General features: G+C 62.3%; 21 protein-coding genes. 8 read left to right on the top strand and 13 right to left on the bottom strand.

The features are described from left to right. Positions 1-81: 81 nt before the first annotated feature. The 9 genes from FS777_RS07225 to cspD form a co-directional block, all read right to left on the bottom strand. Positions 82-2,052: a DNA topoisomerase III gene (locus FS777_RS07225; RefSeq protein WP_145254735.1), complete on the bottom strand. Its 1,971-nt coding sequence runs from the start codon at positions 2,050-2,052 to the stop codon at positions 82-84. A gap of 299 nt (positions 2,053-2,351) precedes the next feature. Next, entirely contained in the window at positions 2,352-2,786 is a 435-nt protein-coding gene (locus FS777_RS07230; RefSeq protein ID WP_058603472.1) for a GNAT family N-acetyltransferase, read from the bottom strand. After that, complete coding sequence (locus tag FS777_RS07235; protein ID WP_145254738.1) at positions 2,779-3,945, bottom strand: cupin domain-containing protein; 1,167 nt, start codon at positions 3,943-3,945, stop codon at positions 2,779-2,781. Before FS777_RS07235 ends, FS777_RS07230 begins: the two co-directional genes overlap by 8 nt. A gap of 81 nt (positions 3,946-4,026) precedes the next feature. Then, positions 4,027-5,397, bottom strand: coding sequence for an adenylosuccinate lyase (purB, locus tag FS777_RS07240; protein ID WP_145254742.1), 1,371 nt, complete (start codon positions 5,395-5,397; stop codon positions 4,027-4,029). Positions 5,398-5,668: 271 nt separating this feature from the next. After that, positions 5,669-6,295, bottom strand: a complete 627-nt coding sequence (gene hflD, locus FS777_RS07245) for a high frequency lysogenization protein HflD (protein WP_058637928.1) — start codon at positions 6,293-6,295, stop codon at positions 5,669-5,671. After that, positions 6,292-7,416, bottom strand: coding sequence for a tRNA 2-thiouridine(34) synthase MnmA (mnmA, locus tag FS777_RS07250; RefSeq protein ID WP_145254745.1), 1,125 nt, complete (start codon positions 7,414-7,416; stop codon positions 6,292-6,294). The genes hflD and mnmA overlap by 4 nt, the downstream gene beginning before the upstream one ends. 58 nt (positions 7,417-7,474) lie before the next feature. Next, the gene (locus FS777_RS07255) at positions 7,475-7,915 is read right to left on the bottom strand and encodes an NUDIX hydrolase (protein ID WP_058603468.1); all 441 of its coding nucleotides are present in this window, start codon (positions 7,913-7,915) and stop codon (positions 7,475-7,477) included. Between the two features lie 95 nt (positions 7,916-8,010). Next, positions 8,011-10,236, bottom strand: a complete 2,226-nt coding sequence (locus FS777_RS07260; protein WP_078478341.1) for an NADP-dependent isocitrate dehydrogenase — start codon at positions 10,234-10,236, stop codon at positions 8,011-8,013. A gap of 462 nt (positions 10,237-10,698) precedes the next feature. Continuing rightward, on the bottom strand, positions 10,699-10,959 hold the full coding sequence (gene cspD, locus FS777_RS07265) for a cold shock domain-containing protein CspD (RefSeq protein WP_145254748.1): 261 nt from the start codon (positions 10,957-10,959) through the stop codon (positions 10,699-10,701). A gap of 230 nt (positions 10,960-11,189) precedes the next feature. On the opposite strand from cspD, the gene clpS reads away from it, so the two are divergent. Together clpS and clpA are read left to right on the top strand one after the other, a co-directional pair. Further along, positions 11,190-11,552 carry an ATP-dependent Clp protease adapter ClpS gene (clpS, locus tag FS777_RS07270; protein WP_023534830.1) on the top strand — a complete coding sequence of 121 codons (363 nt, stop codon included), beginning with the start codon at positions 11,190-11,192 and terminating at the stop codon, positions 11,550-11,552. 30 nt (positions 11,553-11,582) lie between these two features. Continuing rightward, positions 11,583-13,853 carry an ATP-dependent Clp protease ATP-binding subunit ClpA gene (clpA, locus tag FS777_RS07275; RefSeq protein WP_058637924.1) on the top strand — a complete coding sequence of 757 codons (2,271 nt, stop codon included), beginning with the start codon at positions 11,583-11,585 and terminating at the stop codon, positions 13,851-13,853. A gap of 85 nt (positions 13,854-13,938) precedes the next feature. Here clpA and infA read toward each other — a convergent pair whose 3' ends face one another. From infA to aat, 3 genes are all read right to left on the bottom strand, one after another. Continuing rightward, positions 13,939-14,157 (bottom strand): translation initiation factor IF-1, encoded by a 219-nt coding sequence (infA, locus tag FS777_RS07280; RefSeq protein WP_002553999.1) that lies wholly within the window; start codon positions 14,155-14,157, stop codon positions 13,939-13,941. A gap of 101 nt (positions 14,158-14,258) precedes the next feature. After that, positions 14,259-14,966 (bottom strand): arginyltransferase, encoded by a 708-nt coding sequence (locus FS777_RS07285; protein WP_058603464.1) that lies wholly within the window; start codon positions 14,964-14,966, stop codon positions 14,259-14,261. A gap of 56 nt (positions 14,967-15,022) precedes the next feature. Next, a complete protein-coding gene (gene aat / locus FS777_RS07290; RefSeq protein ID WP_078478344.1) occupies positions 15,023-15,703 on the bottom strand; it encodes a leucyl/phenylalanyl-tRNA--protein transferase in 681 nt (226 codons plus the stop codon). A gap of 408 nt (positions 15,704-16,111) precedes the next feature. Here aat and FS777_RS07295 point away from each other — a divergent pair, with 408 nt between their 5' ends. From FS777_RS07295 to cysG, 6 genes are all read left to right on the top strand, one after another. Further along, the gene (locus FS777_RS07295; protein ID WP_145254751.1) at positions 16,112-18,676 is read left to right on the top strand and encodes a DNA translocase FtsK; all 2,565 of its coding nucleotides are present in this window, start codon (positions 16,112-16,114) and stop codon (positions 18,674-18,676) included. A 61-nt stretch (positions 18,677-18,737) separates the two neighbouring features. Next, a complete protein-coding gene (gene lolA / locus FS777_RS07300; protein WP_058603462.1) occupies positions 18,738-19,361 on the top strand; it encodes an outer membrane lipoprotein chaperone LolA in 624 nt (207 codons plus the stop codon). 12 nt (positions 19,362-19,373) lie between these two features. Continuing rightward, positions 19,374-20,699 (top strand): replication-associated recombination protein A, encoded by a 1,326-nt coding sequence (locus FS777_RS07305; protein WP_058637922.1) that lies wholly within the window; start codon positions 19,374-19,376, stop codon positions 20,697-20,699. Further along, positions 20,696-21,070, top strand: a complete 375-nt coding sequence (gene crcB, locus FS777_RS07310; RefSeq protein ID WP_027916182.1) for a fluoride efflux transporter CrcB — start codon at positions 20,696-20,698, stop codon at positions 21,068-21,070. The genes FS777_RS07305 and crcB overlap by 4 nt, the downstream gene beginning before the upstream one ends. Before the next feature lie 29 nt (positions 21,071-21,099). Further along, on the top strand, positions 21,100-22,380 hold the full coding sequence (gene serS, locus FS777_RS07315; RefSeq protein ID WP_145254754.1) for a serine--tRNA ligase: 1,281 nt from the start codon (positions 21,100-21,102) through the stop codon (positions 22,378-22,380). Next, positions 22,381-23,772, top strand: coding sequence for a siroheme synthase CysG (gene cysG, locus FS777_RS07320; protein WP_145254757.1), 1,392 nt, complete (start codon positions 22,381-22,383; stop codon positions 23,770-23,772). Positions 23,773-24,031: 259 nt separating this feature from the next. On the opposite strand, the gene FS777_RS07325 is transcribed toward cysG, so the two are convergent. Further along, positions 24,032-25,357 (bottom strand): OprD family porin, encoded by a 1,326-nt coding sequence (locus tag FS777_RS07325; protein ID WP_145254760.1) that lies wholly within the window; start codon positions 25,355-25,357, stop codon positions 24,032-24,034. Positions 25,358-25,400: the final 43 nt, after the last annotated feature.

Consider the following 25,400-nt stretch of genomic DNA (forward strand, 5'->3'; position numbering starts at 1 on the left):
GGGCAACTCCACAGTGGAACAGGTCCAGGGAAATCTAGCAGATGCCGCCCAATCCGCCCGCTATGGCCTGCACCGACAGGTTCATGTGGGCTTCTTCCTCGGTTGCCTGGCTTTACTTGCGCCACTTTTGGGGCCTGCTGCCTTACCTGACGTTGATCGGGCCTTACCGCTGCTTCTGCGCTTTTTCTTCCAGGGCGGGGCAGCGCCCGCCGCCGGCCCAGTAATGGTCATGCGCAGACCGCGGCAACGTTCTACCAGCTTGCCCATCCAGGCCGATTGCCGGGCCACGAATTCTTCCAGGCTCATGTCGCCGCTTTGCACCATGTCCAGTGCCTGCTCCCAGATGGCAGTGGTGCCGGGGTCGGCGATGGCGCGGGGTACGGCGTCGATCAGGCTGAAAGCGGCAGGCGTTGCTGCCAGCGCCTTGCCACTTTTGACCAGGTAACCTCGGTCCAGCAGGCCCTGGATGATGCTGGCACGGGTGGCCTCGGTACCGATCCCAGTGGTTTCCTTGAGCTTCTGCTTAAGCCGAGGGTCGTCCACCAGCTTGGCCACGTTCTTCATGGCCTTGATCAGGTCGCCTTCGGTGAAGGGCTTGGGTGGTTGGGTCCACAGGTCTTTGAGCTGGACATCCTGGACCGCGCAGGCTTGGCCCTCGCGCAACGTTGGGAGTACCTGGGGCGGGGCGGCTTCGCGGCCCTTGGCTGGCGTCAAGGCTTCTGGCAGGGCGCGACGCCAGCCTGGCTCGACGATCTGCTTACCCACGGCGCGCAAGGCGTGGCCTGCGCAGTCGAAGTCTGCCTGGGTGCGGTCGTATTCATGGTGGGGTAGAAACTGTGCCAGGTAACGCGCACGGATCAGGGTGTACACCGACTTGTGCTTGGCTGGCAGGCGCCCTGGGTCGCTGGCGGCGACCGTCGGTATGATGCCGTGGTGGGCACTGACCTTGGTATCGTTCCAGGCACGTGAACGGCGCTGGGGCTCAAGATGAGGTTGCAAGGGGGCCAGGCTGGCATCGGCCCGCTGCAGCGCCGCCAGAATGACCGGCGCTTCCCCATGCTGGCTCAGCGGCAGGTAACCGCAGTCGCTGCGCGGGTAGGTGATCAGCTTGTGGGTCTCGTAGAGCGCCTGGGCGATATCCAGGGTTTCCTGAGCGCCCAGGCCGAACTTTTTCGAGCACAGCTCTTGCAGGGTACCGAGGTCAAAGGGCAGGGGTGCGGCTTCGCGTACACGTTCCGTTGTAATTTTAACGGCCTGGGCAACACCGGCCTGCTCGATGGCGGCAGCTGCTTGCTGCGCCAATGCCTGGTTCAGGCAGCGACCCTGGTCGTCGCAGGCATCCTTCGGCGCCCGCCACTGGGCCATGAACGCCTGGTTGGCGTGGCTTAGACGGACATCGATGGCCCAGAAGGGCACGGGTACGAACTGTGCGATGCTGCGGTCTCGGTCCACTACCAGGCGCAGGGTCGGCGTTTGCACACGACCCACCGGGAGTACGCCCTGGTAGCCGGACTGACGCCCCAGCAGCGTGAACAGCCGGCTCATGTTCATCCCGATCAGCCAGTCGGCACGTGAACGGCCCAGCGCCGAGTGGTAAAGGTTGAAGGTTTCCTGCCCCGGCAGCAGGCGGGCCAGCGCCTTGCGAATCGACGCATCATCGAGCGCGGACAACCAGAGGCGTTGTACCGGGCCACGGTAGCGACAGTGTTCGACCAACTCGCGGGCAATCATTTCGCCTTCGCGGTCGGCATCGGTTGCGATGACCAACTCGCGGGCTTCGCCCAACAAACGCTTAACCGCCTTGTACTGGCTGGCGGTCTTGGGCTTGACCAGCATCTTCCACTGTTGCGGGATGATCGGCAGGTCGGCCAGGGTCCAGCGCTTGTAGCGCTCGTCATAGCTGTCGGGTGGGGCCGTTTCCAGCAGATGGCCAATGCACCAGGTCACGCACACGTCGGTGCCTTGCCAACAGCCATCGCCTTTGCGATTGGCGCCGAGCACTTTGGCGATGTCTTTTGCCTGGGAGGGTTTTTCACACAGAAACAGCCGCATGGCCACTGACGCTTCATCGATGGATATGAGCGCTAGGATGCGGGTGCGCAACGAAGTAGGCAAGTTTTATGTGGATGGATGTACAGTGCAAGGCGTATCCGGATGTGCCGGCCGATAAGAGCCGGCACAGGATTGGCGCGATATCAGCGTGATTGAATACGGCTACCGGTCAGCCTGCGGCCGGCAAGCAGCTTCTGACCGGGACACCTGGGCACGTGGGCTCGAGCCGCTCCCGTATGGACAAGAGCGGCAATCACCCCAGCACGCCGTGGTTCAGAGGCACGCAGGCCTGGCACGTTTCACGAAGGCAAGTGCGACTCGCGCACCATGTCTACGTGAGGGATGCCGGCTTCGAGAAACTCCTCGCTGACCACTTTGAAGCCCAGCCGCTCATAGAACGGTGTGGCGTGCACCTGCGCGCTCAGCCGTTGCGGCTTGAGGTCACGGCCTTGCGCTTCGGTGATGACGGCATTGACCAGCGCGTCGCCCACTTTCAAGCCGCGCCAATCCTTGAGCACCGAGATTCGGCCGATGGTGCCATCGGCGAGCAAGCGCGCGGTGCCGATCGGGTAGTCGCCCTCCAGAGCCAGGAAATGCAAGGCATCCTGGTCTTCGGAGTCGAACTCCAGTTCGACCGGTATGTGCTGCTCGGCGACGAACACCGCCTCACGGATGCGGCGAATGTCGGCGTTGTCCTTGACCCAATCGGCCAGGCGCACCCGAATCTTATTCATCGGCGAAACCCAGGCTGCCTTGCTTGACCAACTGCTGGATCAGCATCACTGCATCTTCATCCTGCAACCACTGGCCGAGATTCTCGATATGCAAGGCGTCGGCAGCACATACCAGCTTGAGCAGGTCGCGCAGCTTTCCAGGCAGCGGGCAGCTACGTCCGCTGGCGAACAGCAACAAATCGCTCTCGAACTCGGACCAGGCCATGCGGGCGCTCGGGTTGCGAATCAGGATGGCGCCCTGCTGCAAGGCGTTGAGCAGTTCCTGCTCGGACAATTCTTCGCCAACGATCTGCTCCGGATAACGCGGCTCGGTCATGAACTGGCCAAACCAGGTCAACAGCAAATCCTTGTCCCCCATGTGCTTGTCCAGCAGGGCCTTGAGGCGGTCCAGGGCATCATGCTGGATCTGGTGAGGGTCGCTGACCGGCTGTGCATCGGCGTCGCTGTAGCGCTCTTCGTCCGGCAGAAACTGGCCGAGGAAGTCGGTGAAGTGGGTGAGCACCTCGGCGGCGCTCGGTGCGCGGAAACCGACCGAGTAGGTCAGGCATTCGTCCACGGCAACCCCGTAGTGAGCCAGGCGCGGCGGCAGGTACAGCATGTCGCCAGGCTCCAGGGTCCACTCGCCGCTTTGCTCGAAATCGGCCAGGATGCGCAGGTCGCTGTGTTCGAGCAGGGCGCTGTCACTGTCGCACATCTGCCCGATCTTCCAGTTGCGCTGCCCATGGCCTTGCAGCAGGAACACGTCGTAGTTGTCGAAGTGCGGACCAACGCTGCCGCCGGGGGCTGCGAAGCTGATCATGACGTCGTCGATGCGCCAGCTGGGCAGGAAGCGGAAGTTCTCCAGCAGCTCTGCAACTTCCGGTACGAACTGGTCTACGGCTTGTACCAGCAGCGTCCAGTCCTGTTCTGGCAGCTCGGCAAACGTGTCCTCGTTGAACGGGCCGCGGCGCATCTCCCACGGGTGCGCGCCGTGCTCGAGCACGATACGGGACTCGACTTCATCCTCCAGCGCCAGGCCAGCCAGCTCGTCCGGATCGATCGGGCTGATGAAATCGGGGAAGGCCTGGCGCACCAGCAGCGGCTTTTTCTGCCAGTAGTCGCGCATGAATTCACGGGCCGTAATGCCGCCCAGCAGCTGCAGTGGAGTATCAGGATTCATCTTCAACCTATTGAAAAAACGTAATTTTCAGACGGGAATAAAAACGCCCGGCCAGGCCGGGCGTTGGGCGCAGAGCGCGCGTTAGACGCGTTTTGCCTGCGCTGCCGCGTTACCGATGTAGGTAGCGGGGGTGAGTTGCTTGAGTTCGGCCTTGGCTTCGGCGGGCATGTCCAGCCCATCGATGAAGCTGAGCAGGGCGTCTGGCGTGATGCCTTTACCGCGGGTCAGCTCTTTGAGCTTCTCGTAGGGGTTCTCGATGTTGAAGCGACGCATGACGGTTTGGATCGGCTCGGCCAGCACTTCCCAGCAGGCATCCAGGTCGGCCGCGATGCGGGCATGGTTCACTTCGAGCTTGCCGATGCCTTTGAGGCTGGCTTCATACGCGATGACGCTATGGGCAAAGCCCACGCCCAGGTTGCGCAGCACGGTGGAGTCGGTCAGGTCACGCTGCCAGCGCGAAACCGGCAGCTTGCTGGCCAGGTGCTGGAACAGGGCGTTGGCGATGCCCAGGTTACCTTCGGAGTTTTCGAAGTCGATGGGGTTGACCTTGTGCGGCATGGTCGAAGAGCCGATTTCGCCGGCAACGGTCTTCTGCTTGAAGTAGCCCAGCGAAATGTAGCCCCACACGTCCCGATCGAAATCGATGAGGATGGTGTTGAAGCGCGCGATGGCGTCGAACAGCTCGGCGATGTAGTCGTGCGGCTCGATCTGGGTGGTGTAGGGGTTGAACTGCAAGCCCAGCTCGTCTTCGATGAAGGCGCGGGCGTTCTGCTCCCAGTCGATCTGCGAGTAGGCCGACAGATGGGCGTTGTAGTTGCCCACGGCGCCGTTGATCTTGCCCATCAGCGGCACGGCAGCGACCTGGGCGATCTGGCGTTCCAGGCGGTACACGACGTTGGCCAGCTCCTTGCCGAGGGTAGTCGGGGAGGCAGGCTGGCCATGGGTGCGCGAGAGCATCGGCACGTCGGCGTGGGCATGGGCCAGGGCGCGAATGGCGTCGGCGATCTGGCGCATCAGCGGCAACAGCACCTCGTCACGGCCGGCGCGCAGCATCAGGGCGTGGGACAGGTTGTTGATGTCCTCGCTGGTGCAGGCGAAGTGGATGAATTCGCTGACCTTGGCCAGCTCAGGCAGTTGAGCGGCCTGCTCCTTGAGGAGGTATTCGATCGCCTTGACGTCATGGTTGGTGGTGCGCTCGATTTCCTTGACTCGCTCGGCGTGCTCGAGCTTGAAATCGGTGGCTAGATTGTCCAGCAGCGCGGTGGCTTCGGCGGAGAACGCCGGCACTTCGCTGATCTGCGGGTGGGCGGCCAGGCGCTGCAACCAGCGCACTTCGACCAGGGCGCGGAAACGGATCAGGCCGAATTCGCTGAAGATGGGGCGCAAGGCCTGGGTTTTGCCGGCGTAACGGCCGTCTACAGGGGAAACCGCAGTGAGCGAAGAAAGCTGCATGGGGTGTTCTCGGACAGTCAGGCTTTTGGAGGGCGCATATCATACATGAAAAATGCGCTGGAGTCGGGGGGCTGACCAAAGGTTGCTTGAATCTGCTCGGTTTGCTGAGCGGGCGCTGCACCGATTCGGTAGCGGGGAAAACGCCATGACTGATCTCTGTGAGCGCGCGTCGGGGCTGCCGTGCAGCCCATTGGGGCACAAGGCCCCTCCTACCAGGGATGTGGTCAGCCAAAAAGGTTCGGGTCTGCGCGCCTGGGTAGGTGGGCGGGTCTCAGGGCGCTGTGCGCATCATGTCGTAAAGCTCTTTGAGCAATTTGCGCCGGCTGAACACCAATTGCCAGCGGTGCCCGCCCAGCTGACGCCATAGCCGTGCAGCGCGGATACCGGCCAGGAGCAACGCACGGATCTTGGAGGCGTTGTTGGGCTGTTGCAGGAAGCGCATGTCGCCGTGCACCTGGATGCGCTGACGCAAGGTGCTCAAGGTGTCCTGGTACAGCGCGCCGCTCGACGCAATGACGTTCTCGTGCACCAGGCCGAAGTGATCGGCCTGGGACTGGATCTGCGGCAGGCGGTTGCCGATGGTCTCGAGCAGGTCGCCGCGCTTGTTCAACTGCCGCTCCAGGCCCAGCATTGACAAGGCATAACGCAAAGGCTCGCGCTGCAGGCTGCTGGGGTCGCGCTCCAGCGCCCCGACCAGTGCGCGGTAACCGTCGCGCAAGTTCAGGTCGTCGCCACCGAATACCTCCAGCGTATCCTTGGGGTCGCGCACCAGCAGGCTGCCCAGCATGCAGCCGATATCGGCTTCGCTGGCCTGCCCGGTACGGGCGATGCGGTCCACCAGCACGGCCGCCTGGAACACGCCACCCAGCGCGATCAACTGTTCCTGCACGCGGTTCACGAGCGTGGGCTCCAGGGCTCGGCTGCTTCGATCACACCGCCGCCCAGGCAGACCTCGCCGTCATAGAACACCACCGACTGGCCAGGCGTGACGGCGCGCTGCGGCTCATCGAACACGGCCCGATAACCAGTGGCCGTGCGGTGAAGGGTGCACTGCTGGTCGTGTTGTCGGTAGCGAACCTTGGCAGTGAGCTGGCGTGGGCTGTCGAGGTCGACCGGGTTCACCCAGAAGATTTCGGAAGCCAGCAGGGCGCGGGAGAACAACCAAGGGTGTTCATTGCCTTGGCCGACCACGAGCACATTGCGGGTCAGGTCCTTGTGCAGTACATACCAAGGCTCGTCCCCGGCATCCTTCAGACCGCCGATACCCAGGCCCTGGCGCTGGCCAATGGTGTGGTACATGAGGCCATGATGGCGACCGATCACGTCACCGTCGGTGGTTTCGATGTCGCCGGGTTGGGCCGGCAGGTACTGCTTGAGGAAGTCGCTGAAACGCCGCTCACCGATGAAGCAGATGCCGGTGGAGTCTTTCTTCTTGGCTGTGGCCAGGCCGTGTTTCTCGGCAATGGCGCGCACCTCGGGTTTTTTCAACTCACCCACCGGGAACAAGGTGCGGGCGATTTCCTTGCCGCCCACGGCATGCAGGAAATAGCTCTGGTCCTTGTTCGGGTCCAGGCCTTTGAGTAATTGGGTCAGCTCGCCCGTGTCGCGGCGGCGCACATAGTGACCGGTGGCGATCAGGTCGGCGCCCAGGGACAGGGCGTAGTCCAGGAAGGCCTTGAACTTGATCTCGCGGTTGCAGAGGATGTCGGGGTTCGGGGTGCGGCCGGCCTTGTATTCCTCAAGGAAGTGCTCGAACACGTTGTCCCAGTACTCGGCCGCGAAATTGGCGGTGTGCAGGGTGATGCCGATGCGGTCGCAAACAGCCTGGGCATCTGCCAAGTCTTCACGGGCCGTGCAGTATTCGGTGCCGTCGTCCTCTTCCCAGTTCTTCATGAACAGCCCTTCCACCTGGTAGCCCTGCTCCATGAGCAGAAGGGCGGAGACGGAAGAGTCCACGCCGCCGGACATGCCGACGATGACGCGGGTCTTGGCGGGGTCTTTGAGTGCTGGGCTGGTCATGGTTACCGATGTAGATCAAGAGGAAAAACGCCGATACTACCAAACCCGCAGCGGCGCGTCAGTCGCGCAGCAGGTCGAGGCTGTGCAGCGGGCCTTGCAGGTAGTCGTCAAGGCAGCGTGGCACCAGTTCACTGCGCCAGCGCGCGGGGTCGGCGAGCAGCTCGTCACGCGTCAGCCACAAGGCGCGCTCGATATCGCTGTCCAGGGGGCTGTCGACCCGATGACGGACCGGGCGGGCGGCAAAGCAGATGCGCTGGTAGGTCACGCCGTTGCTCGGGGCCGTATACAGGTAGATGCCAACCAGTCCGGTCAGCTCGACTTCCCAGGCCGTTTCTTCCAAGGTTTCACGCAGCGCCGCCTGGGCCAGGGTTTCATTGGGTTCCAGGTGACCGGCAGGCTGGTTGAAAACATGTTTCCCGGCCTTGAACTCTTCGACAAACAGAAACCTGCCGTTGTCTTCGACAACGGTGGCGACGGTGATATGGGGGTGCCAGGTCATGCAATGCTCCAGGGTGAGCGAGTTGGCCGTTCTGCGGCCCAGAAAGCACAAACCCCGGTGCGTGGCCGGGGTTCGTGGGTTACGTCAAGCGAGCCTTACAGGGCAGCGATGGCGCTGTTCAGGGTCTGGCTTGGGCGCATGACCTTGGCAGTCAGGTCGGCGTCAGGGGCGTAGTAGCCACCGATGTCCACTGGCTTGCCCTGGACAGCGTTGAGTTCGGCAACGATTTTTTCTTCGTTGTCGCTCAAGGCCTTGGCCAGCGGAGCGAAGCGAGCTTTCAGGGCCGCATCGTCGTCCTGGGCTGCCAGTGCTTGTGCCCAGTACAGGGTCAGGTAGAAATGGCTGCCGCGGTTGTCGATGCCGCCGACCTTGCGCGAAGGCGACTTGTTGGTGTCCAGGAACTTGCCGGTCGCCTGATCCAGGGTCTGGGCCAGCACCTTGGCGCGTGGGTTGTCGTAGGTGTTGCCCAGGTGCTCCAGGGATGCGGCCAGGGCCAGGAATTCACCCAGCGAGTCCCAGCGCAGGAAGTTCTCTTCCACCAACTGCTGCACGTGCTTGGGTGCCGAGCCGCCAGCGCCGGTTTCGAACAGACCGCCACCATTCATCAGCGGTACGATCGACAGCATCTTGGCGCTTGTGCCCAGTTCCATGATCGGGAACAGGTCGGTGAGGTAGTCGCGCAGCACGTTGCCGGTCACCGAGATGGTGTCCTTGCCTTCGCGGATGCGAGCCAGGGAGAACTTGATGGCCTCGACCGGGGACATGATGCGGATATCAAGGCCGGACGTGTCGTGGTCCTTGAGGTAGGTCTGCACCTTCTCGATCATGGCGCTGTCGTGGGCGCGAGCCGGGTCCAGCCAGAACACGGCCGGGGTATCGCTCAGGCGGGCGCGGTTGACAGCCAGCTTGACCCAATCCTGGATCGGCGCATCCTTGACCTGGCACATGCGGAAGATGTCGCCCGCTTCGACCTGCTGTTCCAGCACCAGGTTGCCCTTGGTGTCGACAACGCGCACCACGCCATCGGTCTTGATCTGGAAGGTCTTGTCGTGGGAGCCGTATTCCTCGGCTTTCTGCGCCATCAGGCCAACGTTCGGCACGCTGCCCATGGTGGTCGGGTCGAAGGCGCCATTGGCCTTGCAGTCTTCGATGGTGGCCTGGTAGATGCCAGCGTAGCAGCGGTCAGGGATGATCGCCTTGGCGTCCTGCAGCTCGCCTGCGCTGTTCCACATCTTGCCCGAATCACGGATCATGGCCGGCATCGAGGCGTCGACGATCACGTCGCTTGGCACGTGCAGGTTGGTGATGCCTTTATCGGAGTTGACCATCGCCAGGGCAGGGCGCTCGGCGTACAGGGCCTGGATGTCCGCTTCGATTTCGGCCTGCTTCTCGGCTGGCAAGTCCTTGATGCGGGCGTACAGGTCGCCGATGCCGTTGTTGGCATTGAAGCCTACGTCGGCCAGGGCGGCAGCGTGCTTGGCCAGTACATCGTTATAGAATTCTTCGACGATGACGCCGAACATGATCGGGTCGGAAACCTTCATCATGGTCGCTTTCAGGTGCACCGACAGCAGCACGCCCGATGCCTTGGCGTCGGCGATCTGCTCGGCGACGAAGGCCTTGAGGGCCTTGCGGCTCATGGTGGCGCAGTCGATGATCTCAGCTGCCTTGACGGCAGTTTTTTCTTTCAGAACGGTGGTGGTGCCGTCGGCGCCGACCAGCTCGATGCGCAGGCTGTCGTCAGCCTCGATCAGTGCAGCCTTCTCGCTGCCGTAGAAGTCGCCTTGGCTCATGTGAGCCACGTGCGACTTGGAGTCGGCCGCCCAGGCGCCCATCTTGTGAGGGTGCTTGCGTGCGTAGTTCTTCACCGACAGCGGTGCGCGGCGGTCGGAGTTGCCTTCGCGCAGGACCGGGTTCACGGCCGAACCCTTGATGCGGTCGTAGCGGGTGCGTGATTCCTTTTCCTCGGCGGTAGCCGGTTCGTCGGCGTAGTCCGGGATGTTGAAGCCCTTGCCTTGCAGCTCCTTGATCGCAGCCTTGAGCTGCGGGACCGAGGCGCTGATGTTAGGCAGCTTGATGATGTTGGCTTCAGGGGTGGTGGCCAGCTGGCCCAGTTCCGCCAGGTGATCGCCTACCTGTTTCTCTGCGCCGAGTTGCTCCGGGAAGGCTGCAAGAATACGGCCTGCCAGGGAGATGTCGCGGGTTTCGACGGCAATGTCAGCGCAAGCGGTGAAGGCTTCGATGATCGGCAGCAGCGAGTAGGTGGCGAGGGCGGGAGCTTCGTCGGTGAAGGTATAGATGATCTTGGAACGGGTGGGCATGCGGGCTAACTCTCTGTGTGCTGAGCGTGCTCGAGTCTCGTGGTGCACCGGGTAGGCGCACCGCCCTGGCAGCGCCATGGGCGGAAAGTCGAGAGGCTGCGAGCTGTGATGGTGGATGCATCAGTCGAGCGTCAAGTGCCGAGCTGCGGTAACAACCCGGGCTTAGTGGCCTGAGATGGCCTGGGACGGTCCGCATTTTCCTAGGGATCGCCCCGGTGACCCTGCGGTCGCGGGGCAGTATATCAAACCAATCAGCCTAATCATCAAGACTGAGTGATATCGGCCCATTTATAAGACCAAAGACGTAGCGACAATGTGACCGGTTGTCGCACGGAGCTGCATCACAGCCCGTGCAGGCGCTAAGGATAGTCTGGATGAAGAAGTTGTAACTTCATGCGTACAGATACGCCGCACGCTGGTGATCATCGTGCGTACGATCCTCCGAGGATGGAAATACGGGCGTCACGCACCCACAGTGCTGGCTACCGGCGTCGCGTCACGTGACAGCGCCTGCACGGCTTCCTCGGTACGGATGTTGACAGCATGCAGTCCCTTCGGGCCCTGGATGACATCGAACTGAACGGACTGCCCGGCCTTGAGTGTCTTGTAGCCATCCATCTGGATTGCGGAAAAATGGGCAAAGAGGTCTTCGCTCTTGCCGTCCTCGACCACGAATCCATACCCTTTGGCGTTGTTGAACCACTTGACTTTACCGCTTGCCATCCCTATGTCCCTCTGCAAGGACTCCATCACTGGAGTATCATCCACGTCATCCGCATACGAACCTTCGGAAAAAATCGGGTTGACTGCGCGGATCTTTCTTGACCACGGTGTGTTCCTATTGGTTGTAACACCGTTTTGCCGATAGTCAAGGTCATGCAGCGGCCAGGCCGTACCGCTTGCTGCAGGGTCAACCCATAACCTTATCCTGTCGATGTGATGAAATTCTTTCCATGCATGCACACAGCCAGATTCGACTAACATTCAATCAGGATCGCCCTCAATCCAACGAGGACGATGGCGCTGGTCTGGCGGTTCAGGAAGCCAAGCCGATCCTGCAGGCGCCACCTATGTACAAGGTGGTTTTGTTCAACGATGACTACACGCCGATGGATTTCGTCGTCGAAGTGCTCGAAACGTTTTTCAATCTGAACCGCGAGCTGGCGACCAAGATCATGCTGACCGTCCATACCGAGGGGCGGGCAGTATGCGGATTGTTTACCCGCGACATCGCCGAAACGAAGGCCATGCAGGTCAACCAATACGCCAGGGAAAGCCAGCATCCGCTACTCTGTGAAATCGAGAAGGACGGTTAATCGCCGACCACTTGGGTATGAGGTGAAGCTATGTTAAACCGCGAGCTCGAAGTCACCCTCAATCTTGCCTTCAAGGAGGCCCGTTCGAAGCGTCATGAGTTCATGACGGTCGAGCATCTGCTGCTGGCGCTCCTTGACAATGAGGCTGCCGCGACCGTTCTGCGCGCCTGTGGCGCCAATCTCGACAAGCTCAAGCATGACCTGCAAGAGTTCATCGATTCTACGACCCCTTTGATTCCCGTCAGCGACGAAGACCGCGAGACGCAGCCTACCCTGGGTTTCCAGCGCGTGCTGCAGCGTGCGGTGTTCCATGTGCAAAGCTCCGGCAAGCGCGAGGTCACCGGTGCCAATGTGCTGGTAGCGATCTTCAGCGAACAGGAAAGCCAGGCCGTGTTCCTGCTCAAGCAGCAGAGCGTGGCCCGCATCGATGTGGTCAACTACATTGCCCACGGCATCTCCAAGGTGCCCGGCCATGGGCCGCATTCGGACAGCGACCAGGAAATGCCGGACGATGAGGGCGGTGAAACCACCTCTTCGAGCAATCCACTGGACGCCTACGCCAGCAACCTCAACGAGTTGGCCCGCGCCGGGCGTATCGACCCGTTGGTTGGGCGCGAACAGGAAGTCGAGCGCGTGGCCCAGATCCTGGCCCGTCGCCGCAAGAACAATCCCCTGCTGGTAGGTGAGGCCGGCGTGGGCAAAACTGCCATTGCCGAGGGCCTGGCCAAGCGCATCGTCGATGGTCAGGTGCCTGATCTGCTGGCCCAGAGCGTGGTCTACTCCCTTGACCTGGGTGCTTTGCTGGCCGGTACCAAATACCGCGGCGACTTCGAGAAGCGCTTCAAGGCGCTGCTCGGTGAACTGCGCAAGCGGCCACAGGCCATCCTGTTCATCGACGAAATCCATACCATCATTGGTGCCGGCGCAGCGTCTGGCGGCGTCATGGATGCCTCCAACCTGCTCAAGCCGTTGTTGTCGTCGGGCGAAATTCGCTGCATTGGTTCCACGACGTTCCAGGAATTCCGCGGGATCTTCGAGAAGGACCGGGCGCTGGCGCGGCGCTTCCAGAAGGTCGATGTGAGCGAGCCTTCCGTGGAGGACACCGTTGGTATCCTGCGCGGCCTGAAAGGGCGTTTCGAAAGCCACCACAACATCGAGTACAGCGACGAAGCGCTGCGTGCAGCGGCGGAGCTGGCCTCGCGCTACATCAATGACCGGCACATGCCCGACAAGGCCATCGACGTCATCGACGAAGCTGGCGCCTACCAGCGCCTGCAGCCTGAGGCCAATCGCGTGAAGCGGATCGACGTCCCTCAGGTCGAGGACATCGTCGCCAAGATCGCCCGTATTCCACCCAAGCATGTCACCAGTTCCGACAAGGAGTTGCTGCGTAACCTGGAGCGGGATCTGAAGTTGACCGTGTTCGGTCAGGACGCAGCCATCGATTCGCTTGCGACCGCCATCAAGCTGTCGCGTGCAGGGCTCAAGTCGCCTGACAAGCCTGTGGGTTCGTTCCTGTTTGCCGGCCCTACCGGCGTGGGCAAGACCGAGGCAGCGCGTCAGTTGGCCAAGGCGCTGGGGGTCGAGTTGGTGCGATTCGACATGTCCGAGTACATGGAGCGTCACACCGTGTCGCGCCTGATCGGTGCGCCACCTGGCTACGTCGGGTTCGACCAGGGCGGTCTGTTGACCGAGGCCATCACCAAGCAGCCGCACTGCGTGTTGCTGCTCGATGAGATCGAGAAGGCCCACCCGGAAGTCTTCAACCTGCTGCTGCAGGTCATGGACCACGGTACCCTGACCGACAACAACGGGCGCAAGGCGGACTTCCGCAACGTGATCCTGATCATGACCACCAACGCGGGTGCTGAAACCGCTGCGCGGGCGTCCATCGGCTTTACCCACCAGGACCATGCGTCCGATGCCATGGAAGTCATCCGCAAGAGCTTCACACCGGAGTTCCGCAACCGCCTGGATACCATCATCCAGTTCGGCCGCCTGAGCACCGAGACCATCAAGAGTATCGTTGACAAGTTCCTCATCGAGCTGCAGGCGCAACTTGAGGACAAGCGCGTGCTTCTGGAGGTCAGCGACGCGGCGCGTGGCTGGCTGGCGGCGTCGGGCTACGACGTGCAGATGGGGGCGCGGCCGATGGGTCGACTGATTCAGGACAAGATCAAGCGGCCCTTGGCCGAGGAGATTTTGTTCGGCGAATTGGCCGAGCACGGTGGTGTGGTGCACGTGGACCTGCGCGATGGCGAACTGGTCTTCGACTACGAGACCACTGCCGAGGTGGCCTAAGCCTCAGGGGCCGCATGCGGCCCCTTCCTTATCCACACAGGCACAAAAAAGCCCGGCACATGCCGGGCTTTTTCATGGCTGGAGCTTAGCGCGCACGGTACGTGATGCGGCCCTTGCTCAGGTCATACGGCGTCAGTTCGACGCGAACCTTGTCGCCAGTGAGAATACGGATGTAGTTCTTGCGCATCTTTCCGGAGATGTGCGCGGTTACGACGTGCCCGTTTTCCAACTCCACGCGGAACATGGTGTTGGGCAGGGTGTCGACGACAGTGCCTTCCATTTCGAAGCTGTCTTCTTTCGACATGCAGTAGAGCCCTCGGATCCAGTGTTGGCCCGACGCATAACCGCACCGGGCAAAAAAGTGGCGTGGATTATGCCCGAAAACTGTGTGTCAAGCCAATGCTTTCAGTTGAGGGCAACCCAACGCTGGTTTATCAACAACTCGATAGGCCGATACTGCGTCTTGTAGTTCATTTTCTTGCAGTTCTTGATCCAGTAGCCGAGATAAACGCCGTCCAGATCGAGTCGCAACGCCTCGCCAATCTGCCAGAGGATGGCAAACCGGCCCAGACTGCGGCGCTCTTCATCAGGCTCGTAGAAGGTGTACACGGCAGACAGGCCATTGGGCAGCAGGTCGCAGACGGCGACTGCCAGCAGCCGGCCGCTGGCGCGAAATTCGTAGAACCAGCAAAACGGTAATTGGCGAACCAGAAACGTGGAAAACTGATCGCGGCTGGGTGGATACATGTCCCCGTCAGCGTGACGCGCCTCGATGTAGCGCCGGTACAGATCGAAATACTCTTCCTTGAAGGCGGGACGTGCAGCGGTCACCGTTACATCGGCGTTGCGCTTGAGAATTCGACGCTGCTGACGGCTGGGCACAAACCGTGCCGGCGGTATGCGCGCAGGCACGCACGCGTTGCAGTTCTGGCAATGAGGGCGATAAAGGTGATCGCCACTGCGGCGAAACCCCATCTCCGAAAGGTCGGCATACACGTTAACGTCCATTGGCTGGCTGGGATCCAGGAACAACGTGGTGGCCTGCTCGTCGGGCAGATAGCTGCAGGTGTGGGGTTGAGTGGCATAGAACTTCAACCGCGCCAGCTCTGTCATGGTCAACCCCTTCGGTGAGACTTTGCCTAAGTGTAAGCCAGGTGTGGAAAACGCGCCTAGCAAACCCAGGTGGCGGTGTTGGGCTGATCGAGGTAGCGTGCCAGATAGCCTGCGAATTCACGCCGACTGATGGCATGGGCGCCCAGGCTCTGCAGGTGATCGGTCTGCATCTGGCAGTCGATCAGCACGAAGCCGGCTGCTTCCAGGTGCCGGACCAGCGTCACGAAGCCAACCTTCGAGGCATTGTCCGCGCGGCTGAACATGGATTCCCCGAAAAACAGCTGCCCCATGGCCAGGCCATACAGGCCGCCCACTAGCTCACCGTCCTGGCGAACTTCGACCGAATGGGCAATACCGCGTGCGTGCAGTTCACAGTAGGCCATGCGCATGGGGTCGGTGATCCAGGTGCCGTTGGTGTAATCGCGCGGCGCCGCGCAGGCTGCGATGACTGCGGCGAAGTCGGTGTCGAAGCTGACCTGGTAGCGGCCTTGGCGCATCCATTTGGCCAACGAACGCGACACATGCAATCGAGCAGGCGCCAGCACGGTGCGCGGGTCAGGCGACCACCACAGGATCGGCTGGCCATCCTGGTACCACGGAAAGCAGCCGTGACGGTAAGCCTGGACAAGCCGCTCGGGCGTCAGGTCGCCGCCTGCGGCGAGCAGGCCGTTGGGCTCTTGCAAGGCGCGGTCCAGCGCAGGGAAAGTCAAGGAATCGCGTTTCAGCCAGGTCAACATGGTCGGTCATGCGGTAGGGGAGGGGGGTGGCCAGCATGGCGCGATGGGCAAATGGGGTCAATTACTTCAAGGTCGCGATTGAGCGCTGCGCCAGTGATCGAGTGGCTTGTGCGGAACTGCGGGCCATGGGCAGGGCCGGTGTAGGCAGTGTCTCGCAGTGATCTGGGCAATTTCGGACACATTACAGCTACGGCCGGCACCATCGGCGACATTTGCTGTCACACCTGTGCAAAAACACAGCATAAGCCTTTGTCACAGAAGACAATGCGTGCTCAAATTGCAGCTATTGGAAAGTCGCCCCCGGCCAGATCCCCAGACGGCGTGCCGCCATGGCGGCTGGCGGGCAGTAATGTTAAAAGTAGTGATCCGTTGGCTTCGGCCCTGGCCGATCACTATTGGACGCGCACCATGCGCAGGAATAGACGCGTTTTGAAGAAATCCACCGCAACCCCAGCTCCCTTGCCCGTACCCCTGTGGCGGCAGCAGCTGCACTACCGCCTCAAGGAAGGTGCGCTGATCGCTGTCGGCGCCCTGTGCCTGTACCTGTGGATGGCGCTGCTGACCTACGACACCTCGGACCCGGCCTTCAGCCACACCGCCACCGTCGACCAGGTGCAGAATGCCGCCGGGCGAGCCGGCGCCTATTTCGCCGATATCCTGTTCATGGTGCTGGGCTACTTCGCCTACATCTTCCCGTTGCTGCTGGCGATCAAGACCTGGCAGATTTTCCGCCAGCGCCATCAGCCCTGGGACTGGAGCGGCTGGTTGTTCTCCTGGCGGTTGATAGGCCTGATATTCCTGGTGTTGTCCGGGGCCGCGCTGGCCCATATCCACTTCCATCCTCCGGCAAGCATCCCGTTCTCAGCCGGCGGCGCCCTGGGCGAAAGCCTGGGCGACCTGGCTCGCAACTTCCTGAACGTGCAGGGCAGCACCCTGATGTTCATCGCCCTGTTCCTGTTCGGGCTGACGGTGTTCACCGACCTGTCGTGGTTCAAGGTGATGGACATGACCGGCAAGATCACGCTGGATCTGCTGGAACTGGTGCAGGGCGCGGCCTCGCGCTGGTGGGAGGCGCGTAACGAACGCAAGCGCCTGGAAGCGCAGCTGCGCGAGGACGAGCCCGTCATCAAGTCCAAGCCTGTGGCGCCCGAACCCCGTGAGCCGGCCAAGCCTGCACTGCGCGAACGCTTGTTCAAGCGCGAGCCTGCGCCTGCTCAGCCCGAGCCGCGCGAACCGACCCTGGGCGGTGAGCCTGTGACGATGCGTGACCCGGTTGCGCGTGAGCAAGGGGTGGTGCAGCGCGAACCTGTGATCACACGCGAACCGGCACCGGCCCGGCCTTCGGCGCCCGCGCCAGCGGCCGCGCCGGCCCTGATCTCCAACATCGTGCCACCCTCGGCTGCCAAGGCGCCCGAGCCAGTCAAGCGCATCGCCAGAGAAACCCCGGCGCCGCAATTCATCGACAGCGCAGTGGAAGGCACCTTGCCGCCGATTTCCATCCTGGACCCGGCTGAACAGAAAAAGATCGAGTATTCCCCCGAGTCCTTGGCTGGTGTTGGTCAACTGCTGGAAATCAAGCTCAAGGAGTTTGGTGTCGAGGTAGCGGTGGACTCCATTCATCCAGGGCCTGTGATTACCCGGTACGAAATCCAACCGGCCGCCGGGGTGAAGGTGAGCCGCATCGCCAACCTTGCCAAGGACCTGGCGCGGTCGCTCGCCGTGACCAGTGTGCGGGTGGTCGAGGTGATCCCGGGCAAGACCACTGTGGGTATCGAGATTCCCAACGAAAATCGCCAGATGGTGCGTTTCTCCGAAGTACTTGCCACCCCGCAGTACGACGACCAGAAGTCGCCGGTCACCCTGGCCCTGGGCCACGATATCGGCGGCAAGCCGGTCATCACCGACCTTGCGAAGATGCCGCACTTGCTGGTGGCGGGTACGACCGGCTCGGGTAAGTCGGTGGGCGTGAACGCGATGATCCTGTCGATCCTGTTCAAATCCAGCCCCGAAGATGCACGGCTGATCATGATCGACCCGAAAATGCTCGAATTGTCGATCTACGAAGGCATTCCGCACTTGTTGTGCCCCGTGGTCACCGACATGAAGGACGCGGCCAATGCCCTGCGCTGGAGCGTGGCGGAAATGGAGCGGCGCTACAAACTGATGGCCGCCATGGGCGTGCGCAACCTGGCGGGCTTCAACCGCAAGGTCAAGGATGCCCAGGAAGCCGGCGAAATCATCCACGACCCGCTGTATCGCCGCGAAAGCATGGAGGATGAACCGCCTGCCTTGAAGACGCTGCCGACCATCGTGGTGGTGGTGGACGAATTCGCTGACATGATGATGATCGTCGGCAAGAAGGTCGAGGAACTGATCGCGCGCATCGCGCAGAAAGCGCGGGCTGCCGGTATCCACTTGATCCTGGCGACCCAGCGACCGTCGGTGGATGTGATCACCGGCCTGATCAAGGCCAACATCCCGACGCGCATGGCGTTCCAGGTGTCGAGCAAGATCGACTCGCGTACCATCATCGACCAGGGCGGTGCCGAGCAGCTGCTGGGCCACGGTGACATGCTGTACATGCCGCCTGGCACCAGCCTGCCGATCCGTGTCCACGGCGCATTCGTGTCCGATGATGAAGTGCACCGTGTGGTCGAGGCGTGGAAGCAGCGCGGTGCCCCTGACTACAACGACGACATCCTCAACGGTGTTGAAGAAGCCGGCAGCGGCTTCGAAGGTGGCAGTGGCGGTGGTGATGGCGACGATTCCGAAAGCGATGCCCTGTACGACGAAGCTGTACAGTTCGTGCTCGAGAGCCGCCGCGCGTCCATTTCCGCCGTGCAGCGCAAGCTCAAGATCGGCTACAACCGGGCGGCCCGCATGATCGAAGCCATGGAGATGGCCGGCGTGGTCACTCCGATGAACAGCAACGGCTCGCGGGAAGTGATTGCTCCAGGCGGCCCACGCGATTGATATCACCCTGCCGGGCGCCAACGGTGGTGCTCGGCCCATTCAACGCTCAATGAGGATTCCCATGCGCGCTATTCGCATGCTGTTGGTTTCGGCCCTTGCCCTGGGCCCGGTCTCGGCGTTCGCCGGCGAGCAGGATGTCCAGCGCCTGACCCAGTTGCTGGAAAAGTCGCAGACCATCGAAGCCAATTTCTCCCAGCTGACCCTGGATGCAGGCGGCACCAGCCTGCAGGAAACGTCTGGCAAGATGACGGTCAAGCGCCCAGGCCTGTTCTACTGGCACACCAATGCGCCCCAGGAGCAGGTGGTGGTATCGGACGGCAAGAACGTCACCCTGTGGGACCCGGACCTCGAGCAGGCTACCGTCAAGAAACTCGACGTGCGCCTTAACCAGACGCCGGCGCTGCTGCTTTCCGGTGATGTGTCGAAGATCAGCCAGAGCTTCGATATCGTCTCCCGTCAGCAGGGCGATGTGATGGACTTTACCCTCAAGCCCAAGACCAAGGACACCCTGTTCGACTCGCTGCGTGTATCGTTCCGCAAGGGGCTGATCAATGACATGCAGCTGATCGACAGCGTTGGCCAGCGTACCAACATCCTGTTCAATGGCGTCAAGGCCAACCAGGCGGTGGCGGACAGTACCTTCAAGTTCGACATCCCCAAAGGTGCAGACGTCATCAAGGAGTAACCAGAGCCTGTCATGGACCTGTTTCGAAGCGAACCTGTCGCCCAGCCCCTGGCCGCCCGTCTGCGCCCGTCCAACCTGGACGAATATGTCGGCCAGGAGCACCTGCTTGCCCGCGGTAAACCGCTGCGTGAAGCACTGGAGCAGGGTGCGCTGCACTCCATGATCTTCTGGGGCCCGCCGGGGGTTGGCAAGACGACCCTGGCGCGGCTGCTGGCGCAATTTTGCGATGCGCATTTCGAAACGGTGTCGGCGGTACTGGCGGGCGTGAAGGAAATCCGCCAGGCGGTGGAAGTGGCCAAGCAGCAGGCCGGCCAGTACGGGCGTCGTACCATCCTGTTCGTCGACGAAGTGCACCGTTTCAACAAGTCTCAGCAGGATGCCTTCCTGCCTTTCGTGGAAGACGGCACCTTGCTGTTCATCGGGGCTACCACCGAAAACCCGTCCTTCGAACTGAACAACGCGCTGTTGTCACGGGCGCGTGTCTACGTGCTCAAGAGCCTGGATGAGCCTGCGCTGCGCAAGCTTGTAGACCGCGCCCTCACCGAGGAGCGGGGGCTAGGCAAACGTCACTTGCGCGTTGGCGACAAGGCCTTCGACATGCTCAGGGCTGCCGCCGATGGTGACGGAAGGCGCATGCTCAACCTCCTGGAAAATGCTGCTGACCTGGCCGAGGACGGCAGTGAGATCGACGTCGATCTGCTGCAAAGCCTGCTGGGAGACAGTCGTCGCCGGTTCGACAAGGGCGGGGAAGCATTCTATGACCAGATATCGGCGTTGCATAAATCCGTACGGGGTTCGGACCCTGACGCGGCGCTCTACTGGTTTGCGCGCATGCTCGATGGCGGCTGCGACCCCCTCTACATTGCGCGCCGGGTGGTGCGCATGGCCAGCGAAGACATCGGTAACGCCGACCCCCGCGCCCTGAGCCTGTGCCTGGCTGCCTGGGACGTGCAGGAGCGGCTGGGCAGCCCTGAAGGTGAGCTGGCAGTGGCACAGGCCATCACCTACATTGCCTGCGCCCCGAAGAGCAACGCCGTTTACGTCGGTTTCAAGACTGCCCTGCGCGAGGCGGCCGAGCATGGTTCGCTGGAGGTGCCGCTGCACCTGCGCAATGCGCCAACCAAACTCATGAAACAGCTGGGTTACGGCGATGAGTATCGCTATGCCCACGACGAACCGGATGCCTACGCAGCCGGTGAAGACTACTTTCCCGAAGCGCTGGAGCCACGCCAGTATTACCAACCCGTGCCGCGCGGGCTCGAGCTCAAGATTGGCGAAAAACTCCGGCACTTGGCCGATCTTGATCGCAGTAGCCCGCGACAGCGGAGAAAGCCATGATCACGCTGATCGCCGCCGTCAGTGCCGGCGGTATCGCCGGTACCCTGTTGCGCTTTGCCGCAGGCAATTGGGTGGTCGCCCACTGGCCGCGGCACTTCTATATAGGTACGCTTGCCGTCAACCTGGTGGGCTGCCTGTTGATCGGCCTGCTGTATGGCCTGTTTCTGCACAAACCCATGGTCCCGGCCGAGTTGCGGGCTGGTTTGATCGTGGGGTTTCTGGGCGGCCTGACCACGTTTTCCTCCTTTTCGCTGGACACCGTACGCTTGCTGGAAAGCGGGCAGGTGCCTCTGGCGTTGGGCTATTCGGCCATCAGTGTCGTGGGCGGGCTGCTCGCGACCTGGGCGGGATTGTCCCTCACTCGATTCTGACCAACACCTACACATAACGAGAGAACGATATGCTCGATTCCAAACTGTTACGCGGCCAACTTCAGGAAGTGGCGGATCGCCTGGCCTCCCGTGGCTTCAGCCTGGATGTCGCGCGCATCGAATCACTGGAAGAGCGTCGCAAGGCGGTGCAGACCCGTACCGAGCAACTGCAGGCCGAGCGTAATGCCCGTTCCAAATCCATCGGCCAGGCCAAGGCCAAGGGCGAGGACATTGCCCCGCTGATGGCTGATGTGGAGCGCATGGCCGATGAGCTGGCCGCCGGCAAAGCCGAGCTGGACGGTATCCAGGCAGAACTGGACAGCATCGTGCTGACCATTCCCAACCTGCCCGATCCCAGCGTGCCGGTCGGTGCCAGCGAAGACGAGAACGTCGAAGTGCGTCGCTGGGGCACGCCCAGGGCGTTCGACTTCGAGATCAAAGACCACGTTGCTCTGGGCGAAATCAGCGGTGGCCTGGACTTCGAAGCGGCGGCCAAGCTGTCTGGCGCGCGTTTTGCCGTACTCCGCGGCCCGATCGCACGGCTGCACCGCGCACTGGCGCAGTTCATGATCAACCTGCACACCGGTGAGCATGGCTACGAAGAGCACTACACCCCGTACCTGGTGCAGGCGCCAGCCCTCCAAGGCACTGGCCAGTTGCCCAAGTTCGAGGAAGACTTGTTCAAGATCACCCGCGAAGGCGAGGCGGACTTCTACCTGATCCCGACCGCCGAGGTGTCGCTGACCAACCTGGTGGCTGGGGAAATTCTCGACGCCAAGCAACTGCCGCTCAAGTTCGTGGCGCACACGCCGTGCTTTCGCAGTGAAGCCGGTGCTTCGGGCCGAGACACGCGCGGCATGATCCGCCAGCACCAGTTCGACAAGGTCGAGATGGTGCAGGTGGTGGAGCCCGGCAAGTCGATGGAAGCGCTCGAAGGCCTGACGGCCAATGCCGAGCGTGTGCTGCAACTGCTCGAGCTGCCGTACCGCGTGTTGGCACTGTGCACCGGTGACATGGGCTTTAGCGCTGTCAAGACCTTTGACCTGGAAGTGTGGGTGCCCAGCCAGGACAAATACCGCGAGATCAGCTCGTGCTCCAATTGCGGCGACTTCCAGGCCCGCCGCATGCAAGCGCGCTGGCGCAACCCGGAAACCGGCAAGCCGGAACTGGTGCACACCCTCAACGGTTCCGGTTTGGCCGTGGGCCGCACGTTGGTCGCGGTGCTGGAAAACTACCAGCAGGCCGACGGCTCGATCCGGGTGCCCGAAGTGCTCAAGCCCTATATGGGTGGCGTTGAGGTGATCCGCTAAATGGACTACCTGCCGCTGTTCCACAAACTGCAGGGCGCCTTGGTGCTGGTGGTTGGTGGTGGCGAGATCGCGTTGCGCAAGGCGCGTCTGCTGGCCGATGCTGGCGCCGCGCTGCGTGTGGTGGCGCCAGAAATCGATGGCCAGCTGGCCAGCATGGCGCGTGAAGGCGGTGGCCAGGTGCTGGTGCGCGGTTACCAGCCGGGTGACCTTACAGGTTGCCGGCTGGTGATCGCCGCCACGGACGATCCTGGGCTCAATGCCCAGGTATCGGCCGATGCCCAGGCCTTGAGCCTGCCGGTCAACGTGGTCGATGCGCCGGCTTTGTGCACGGTCATCTTTCCGGCCATCGTCGACCGCTCGCCTTTGGTGATCGCGGTGTCCAGCGGGGGCGATGCACCGGTCCTGGCACGCCTGATCCGGGCCAAGCTCGAAGCCTGGATCCCTGCTGCCTACGGTGAGTTGGCCGGGTTGGCGGCGCGTTTCCGGCATACGGTCAAGTCGTTGTACCCGGATGTAAACCAGCGCCGGGGTTTCTGGGAAACCGTCTTCCAGGGGCCGATTGCCGAGCGCCAACTGGCCGGGCAGGGCGCAGAGGCCGAGCGGTTGCTGCAGACGATGGTCGATGGCGCGCCGGTGCAGCAGGGCGGCGAAGTCTACTTGGTCGGTGCTGGCCCGGGAGACCCGGACCTGCTGACGTTTCGCGCGCTGCGGTTGATGCAGCAGGCCGATGTGGTGCTTTACGACCGCCTGGTGGCGCCTGCGATCATCGACATGTGCCGTCGGGATGCCGAGCGCATTTATGTCGGCAAGCGTCGTGCAGACCATGCCGTTCCTCAGGACCAGATCAACCGGCTACTGGTGGACCTCGCCCAGCAAGGCAAGCGGGTGCTGCGCCTGAAGGGTGGTGACCCGTTCATCTTCGGCCGTGGCGGCGAGGAGATCGAGGAGCTGGCCGAGCACAACATCCCGTTCCAGGTGGTGCCGGGTATCACCGCTGCCAGCGGTTGTGCCGCTTACGGCGGCATCCCGCTGACCCACCGCGATCACGCCCAGTCGGTGCGCTTTGTCACCGGGCACTTGAAGGACGGTAGCAGCAACCTGCCTTGGGACGACTTGGTCGCGCCTGCCCAGACGCTGGTGTTCTACATGGGCCTGGTCGGCTTGCCGACCATCTGCGAAGAACTCATCCGCCACGGGCGGGCAGCGAGCACGCCGGCCGCGTTGATCCAACAAGGCACGACGCGCAACCAGCGTGTGTTCACCGGCACCTTGGCCGATTTGCCTGCGCTGGTTGCACGCCATGAAGTGCATGCGCCTACCTTGGTGATCGTGGGCGAGGTGGTGCAACTGCGCGAGAAGCTGGCGTGGTTCGAGGGGGCACAGCACGGCTGACAGTCTGCGGACGCTTTGAGGGGGTGAGCAAGGCAGTTGTCCCTCATGGTCCTCAAGCCTGCAGATCCAATGCAGCCCTCCTGTGGGAGCGGCCCTTGCGCCGCGATGGGCCGCAAAGCGGCCCCGGCAACGTTAGCGGCGACGCTGAAATCCTGGGGCCGCTTCGCGCCCCATCGCGGCGCGAGGCCGCTCCCACACAAGGCTGAGCACACACAAGGCTGAGCACACACAAGGCTGCTTGAACACGGACATCCGTGCCCTAGAACAACGGCACGGTGTAGCTGACGGTCACCCGGTTCTGATCCTGTGCCCACTCGCTGGGCAACCCACTGCGCAGCATGCCGTCGCGCCAGCTCAAGCCCAGCCCCTTGAGCGCACCGTCCTGCACCACATAGTCCAGGGCAATGTCACGCTCCCATTCCTTTTCGTCACCGCCGGCAGCGGTGCGGATGTGCGTGCCCTTGAGGTAGGTGAGCGAGGCAATCAGGCCGGGCATGCCCAATGCCGCAAAGTTGTAGCTGTATTGGCCGAAGGTGGTGCGTTCACCTGCACGGGTAAAACTGGTCACCAGCCGGTCGGTGAACAGATACAGGCTCGAGCCAGCTGCGCCTTCGCCTGTATTGCCCTGGTTGATCTGCACGAAGTTGCCACTGTCCGAGACACGCTGATGGCCAAGCAAGACCGAGTGGCCACCTATGGCGTAGGTGAACATGGCACTCCAGGTATCATTGTCGATTTTGCCTGCGGTATCGCCCAGGCCGGTGACGCGATACCCTGCCGCGCGCCCGCTGGCTGAGTCGTTGCGTCCATCCGCGTCGGTCTTGAAGTAGCGCAGGTCGGTGGTCAGCGACTGGTTGTCGCTCAGGGCCCAGGTGTGCACGAGCCCCGCAAAATGCTGGACATAGTAATCCTCCAGCTGGGCGCCGTAATATTGCAGCTTCAAGGCGGGGGTGAGCTGGTAATCGGCCCCGGCAAACACAAACGCATTACTCTCGCGTGTACCCCCCGCCACGGCCAGGCCTGAGCGGTTGGTCGAGCCCCGGCCGGTGGTATGCTCCAGGCGGCCTCCGGTCAGGGTCAGGCCATCGATTTCTTTCGAGGTGACGATCCCGCCTTCGAAGGTCTGCGGTAGCAAGCGCCCATCGTTGGCCACCAGAATCGGCAGTTTCGGTTGCAGCGTGCCGTAGCGTGCCTCGGTCTGGGAAAAACGGACCTTGCCGGTCAAGCCCAGGCGACTCCATTCGTCCACCGCGCTGCCATCGCTGGCATCCGGAATCATCGAACTGCCTCGGTGATTGCCTGCACCGCCATCCAGGCGTAGGCCCAGCAAGCCGAGGGCGTCAACGCCGAACCCCACGGTGCCGTCGGTGAAACCGGACTTGTAGTCGAACATTAAACCCTGCGCCCATTCGGCCGTCTTGCTTTGGCCGGCAGGGCCGGGGCGGTCGCGGTAATCGTTATTGAAATAGTAGTTGCGCAGGTGCAGGTTGGCTTTGCCGTCCTCGATGAAGGCCGCCTTGGCAGCCGGAACGGCCAGGGTGGTCAAGGTGAGTAGGTACAGGGGCACGTAGGGCTTTCTTGTCATTGTTTTCTTCCTGAGGGTGATAGGCGCCCAGAGAGCGGGCGCA

Origin of the sequence: Pseudomonas sp. DE0157, from assembly GCF_007678615.1 — a bacterium.
GTDB lineage: Bacteria > Pseudomonadota > Gammaproteobacteria > Pseudomonadales > Pseudomonadaceae > Aquipseudomonas > Aquipseudomonas parafulva_B.

Excerpts from the sequence above, each read along its gene's own strand:
- FS777_RS07225 (WP_145254735.1), bottom strand. The coding sequence starts at position 2,052 with ATGCGGCTGTTTCTGTGTGAAAAACCCTCCCAGGCAAAAGACATCGCC.
- FS777_RS07230 (WP_058603472.1), bottom strand. The coding sequence starts at position 2,786 with ATGAATAAGATTCGGGTGCGCCTGGCCGATTGGGTCAAGGACAACGCC.
- FS777_RS07235 (WP_145254738.1), bottom strand. The coding sequence starts at position 3,945 with ATGAATCCTGATACTCCACTGCAGCTGCTGGGCGGCATTACGGCCCGT.
- purB (WP_145254742.1), bottom strand. The coding sequence starts at position 5,397 with ATGCAGCTTTCTTCGCTCACTGCGGTTTCCCCTGTAGACGGCCGTTAC.
- mnmA (WP_145254745.1), bottom strand. The coding sequence starts at position 7,416 with ATGACCAGCCCAGCACTCAAAGACCCCGCCAAGACCCGCGTCATCGTC.
- FS777_RS07255 (WP_058603468.1), bottom strand. The coding sequence starts at position 7,915 with ATGACCTGGCACCCCCATATCACCGTCGCCACCGTTGTCGAAGACAAC.
- FS777_RS07260 (WP_078478341.1), bottom strand. The coding sequence starts at position 10,236 with ATGCCCACCCGTTCCAAGATCATCTATACCTTCACCGACGAAGCTCCC.
- cspD (WP_145254748.1), bottom strand. The coding sequence starts at position 10,959 with ATGGCAAGCGGTAAAGTCAAGTGGTTCAACAACGCCAAAGGGTATGGA.
- clpS (WP_023534830.1), top strand. The coding sequence starts at position 11,190 with ATGCATGCACACAGCCAGATTCGACTAACATTCAATCAGGATCGCCCT.
- clpA (WP_058637924.1), top strand. The coding sequence starts at position 11,583 with ATGTTAAACCGCGAGCTCGAAGTCACCCTCAATCTTGCCTTCAAGGAG.
- infA (WP_002553999.1), bottom strand. The coding sequence starts at position 14,157 with ATGTCGAAAGAAGACAGCTTCGAAATGGAAGGCACTGTCGTCGACACC.
- FS777_RS07285 (WP_058603464.1), bottom strand. The coding sequence starts at position 14,966 with ATGACAGAGCTGGCGCGGTTGAAGTTCTATGCCACTCAACCCCACACC.
- aat (WP_078478344.1), bottom strand. The coding sequence starts at position 15,703 with ATGTTGACCTGGCTGAAACGCGATTCCTTGACTTTCCCTGCGCTGGAC.
- FS777_RS07295 (WP_145254751.1), top strand. The coding sequence starts at position 16,112 with ATGCGCAGGAATAGACGCGTTTTGAAGAAATCCACCGCAACCCCAGCT.
- lolA (WP_058603462.1), top strand. The coding sequence starts at position 18,738 with ATGCGCGCTATTCGCATGCTGTTGGTTTCGGCCCTTGCCCTGGGCCCG.
- FS777_RS07305 (WP_058637922.1), top strand. The coding sequence starts at position 19,374 with ATGGACCTGTTTCGAAGCGAACCTGTCGCCCAGCCCCTGGCCGCCCGT.
- crcB (WP_027916182.1), top strand. The coding sequence starts at position 20,696 with ATGATCACGCTGATCGCCGCCGTCAGTGCCGGCGGTATCGCCGGTACC.
- serS (WP_145254754.1), top strand. The coding sequence starts at position 21,100 with ATGCTCGATTCCAAACTGTTACGCGGCCAACTTCAGGAAGTGGCGGAT.
- cysG (WP_145254757.1), top strand. The coding sequence starts at position 22,381 with ATGGACTACCTGCCGCTGTTCCACAAACTGCAGGGCGCCTTGGTGCTG.
- FS777_RS07325 (WP_145254760.1), bottom strand. The coding sequence starts at position 25,357 with ATGACAAGAAAGCCCTACGTGCCCCTGTACCTACTCACCTTGACCACC.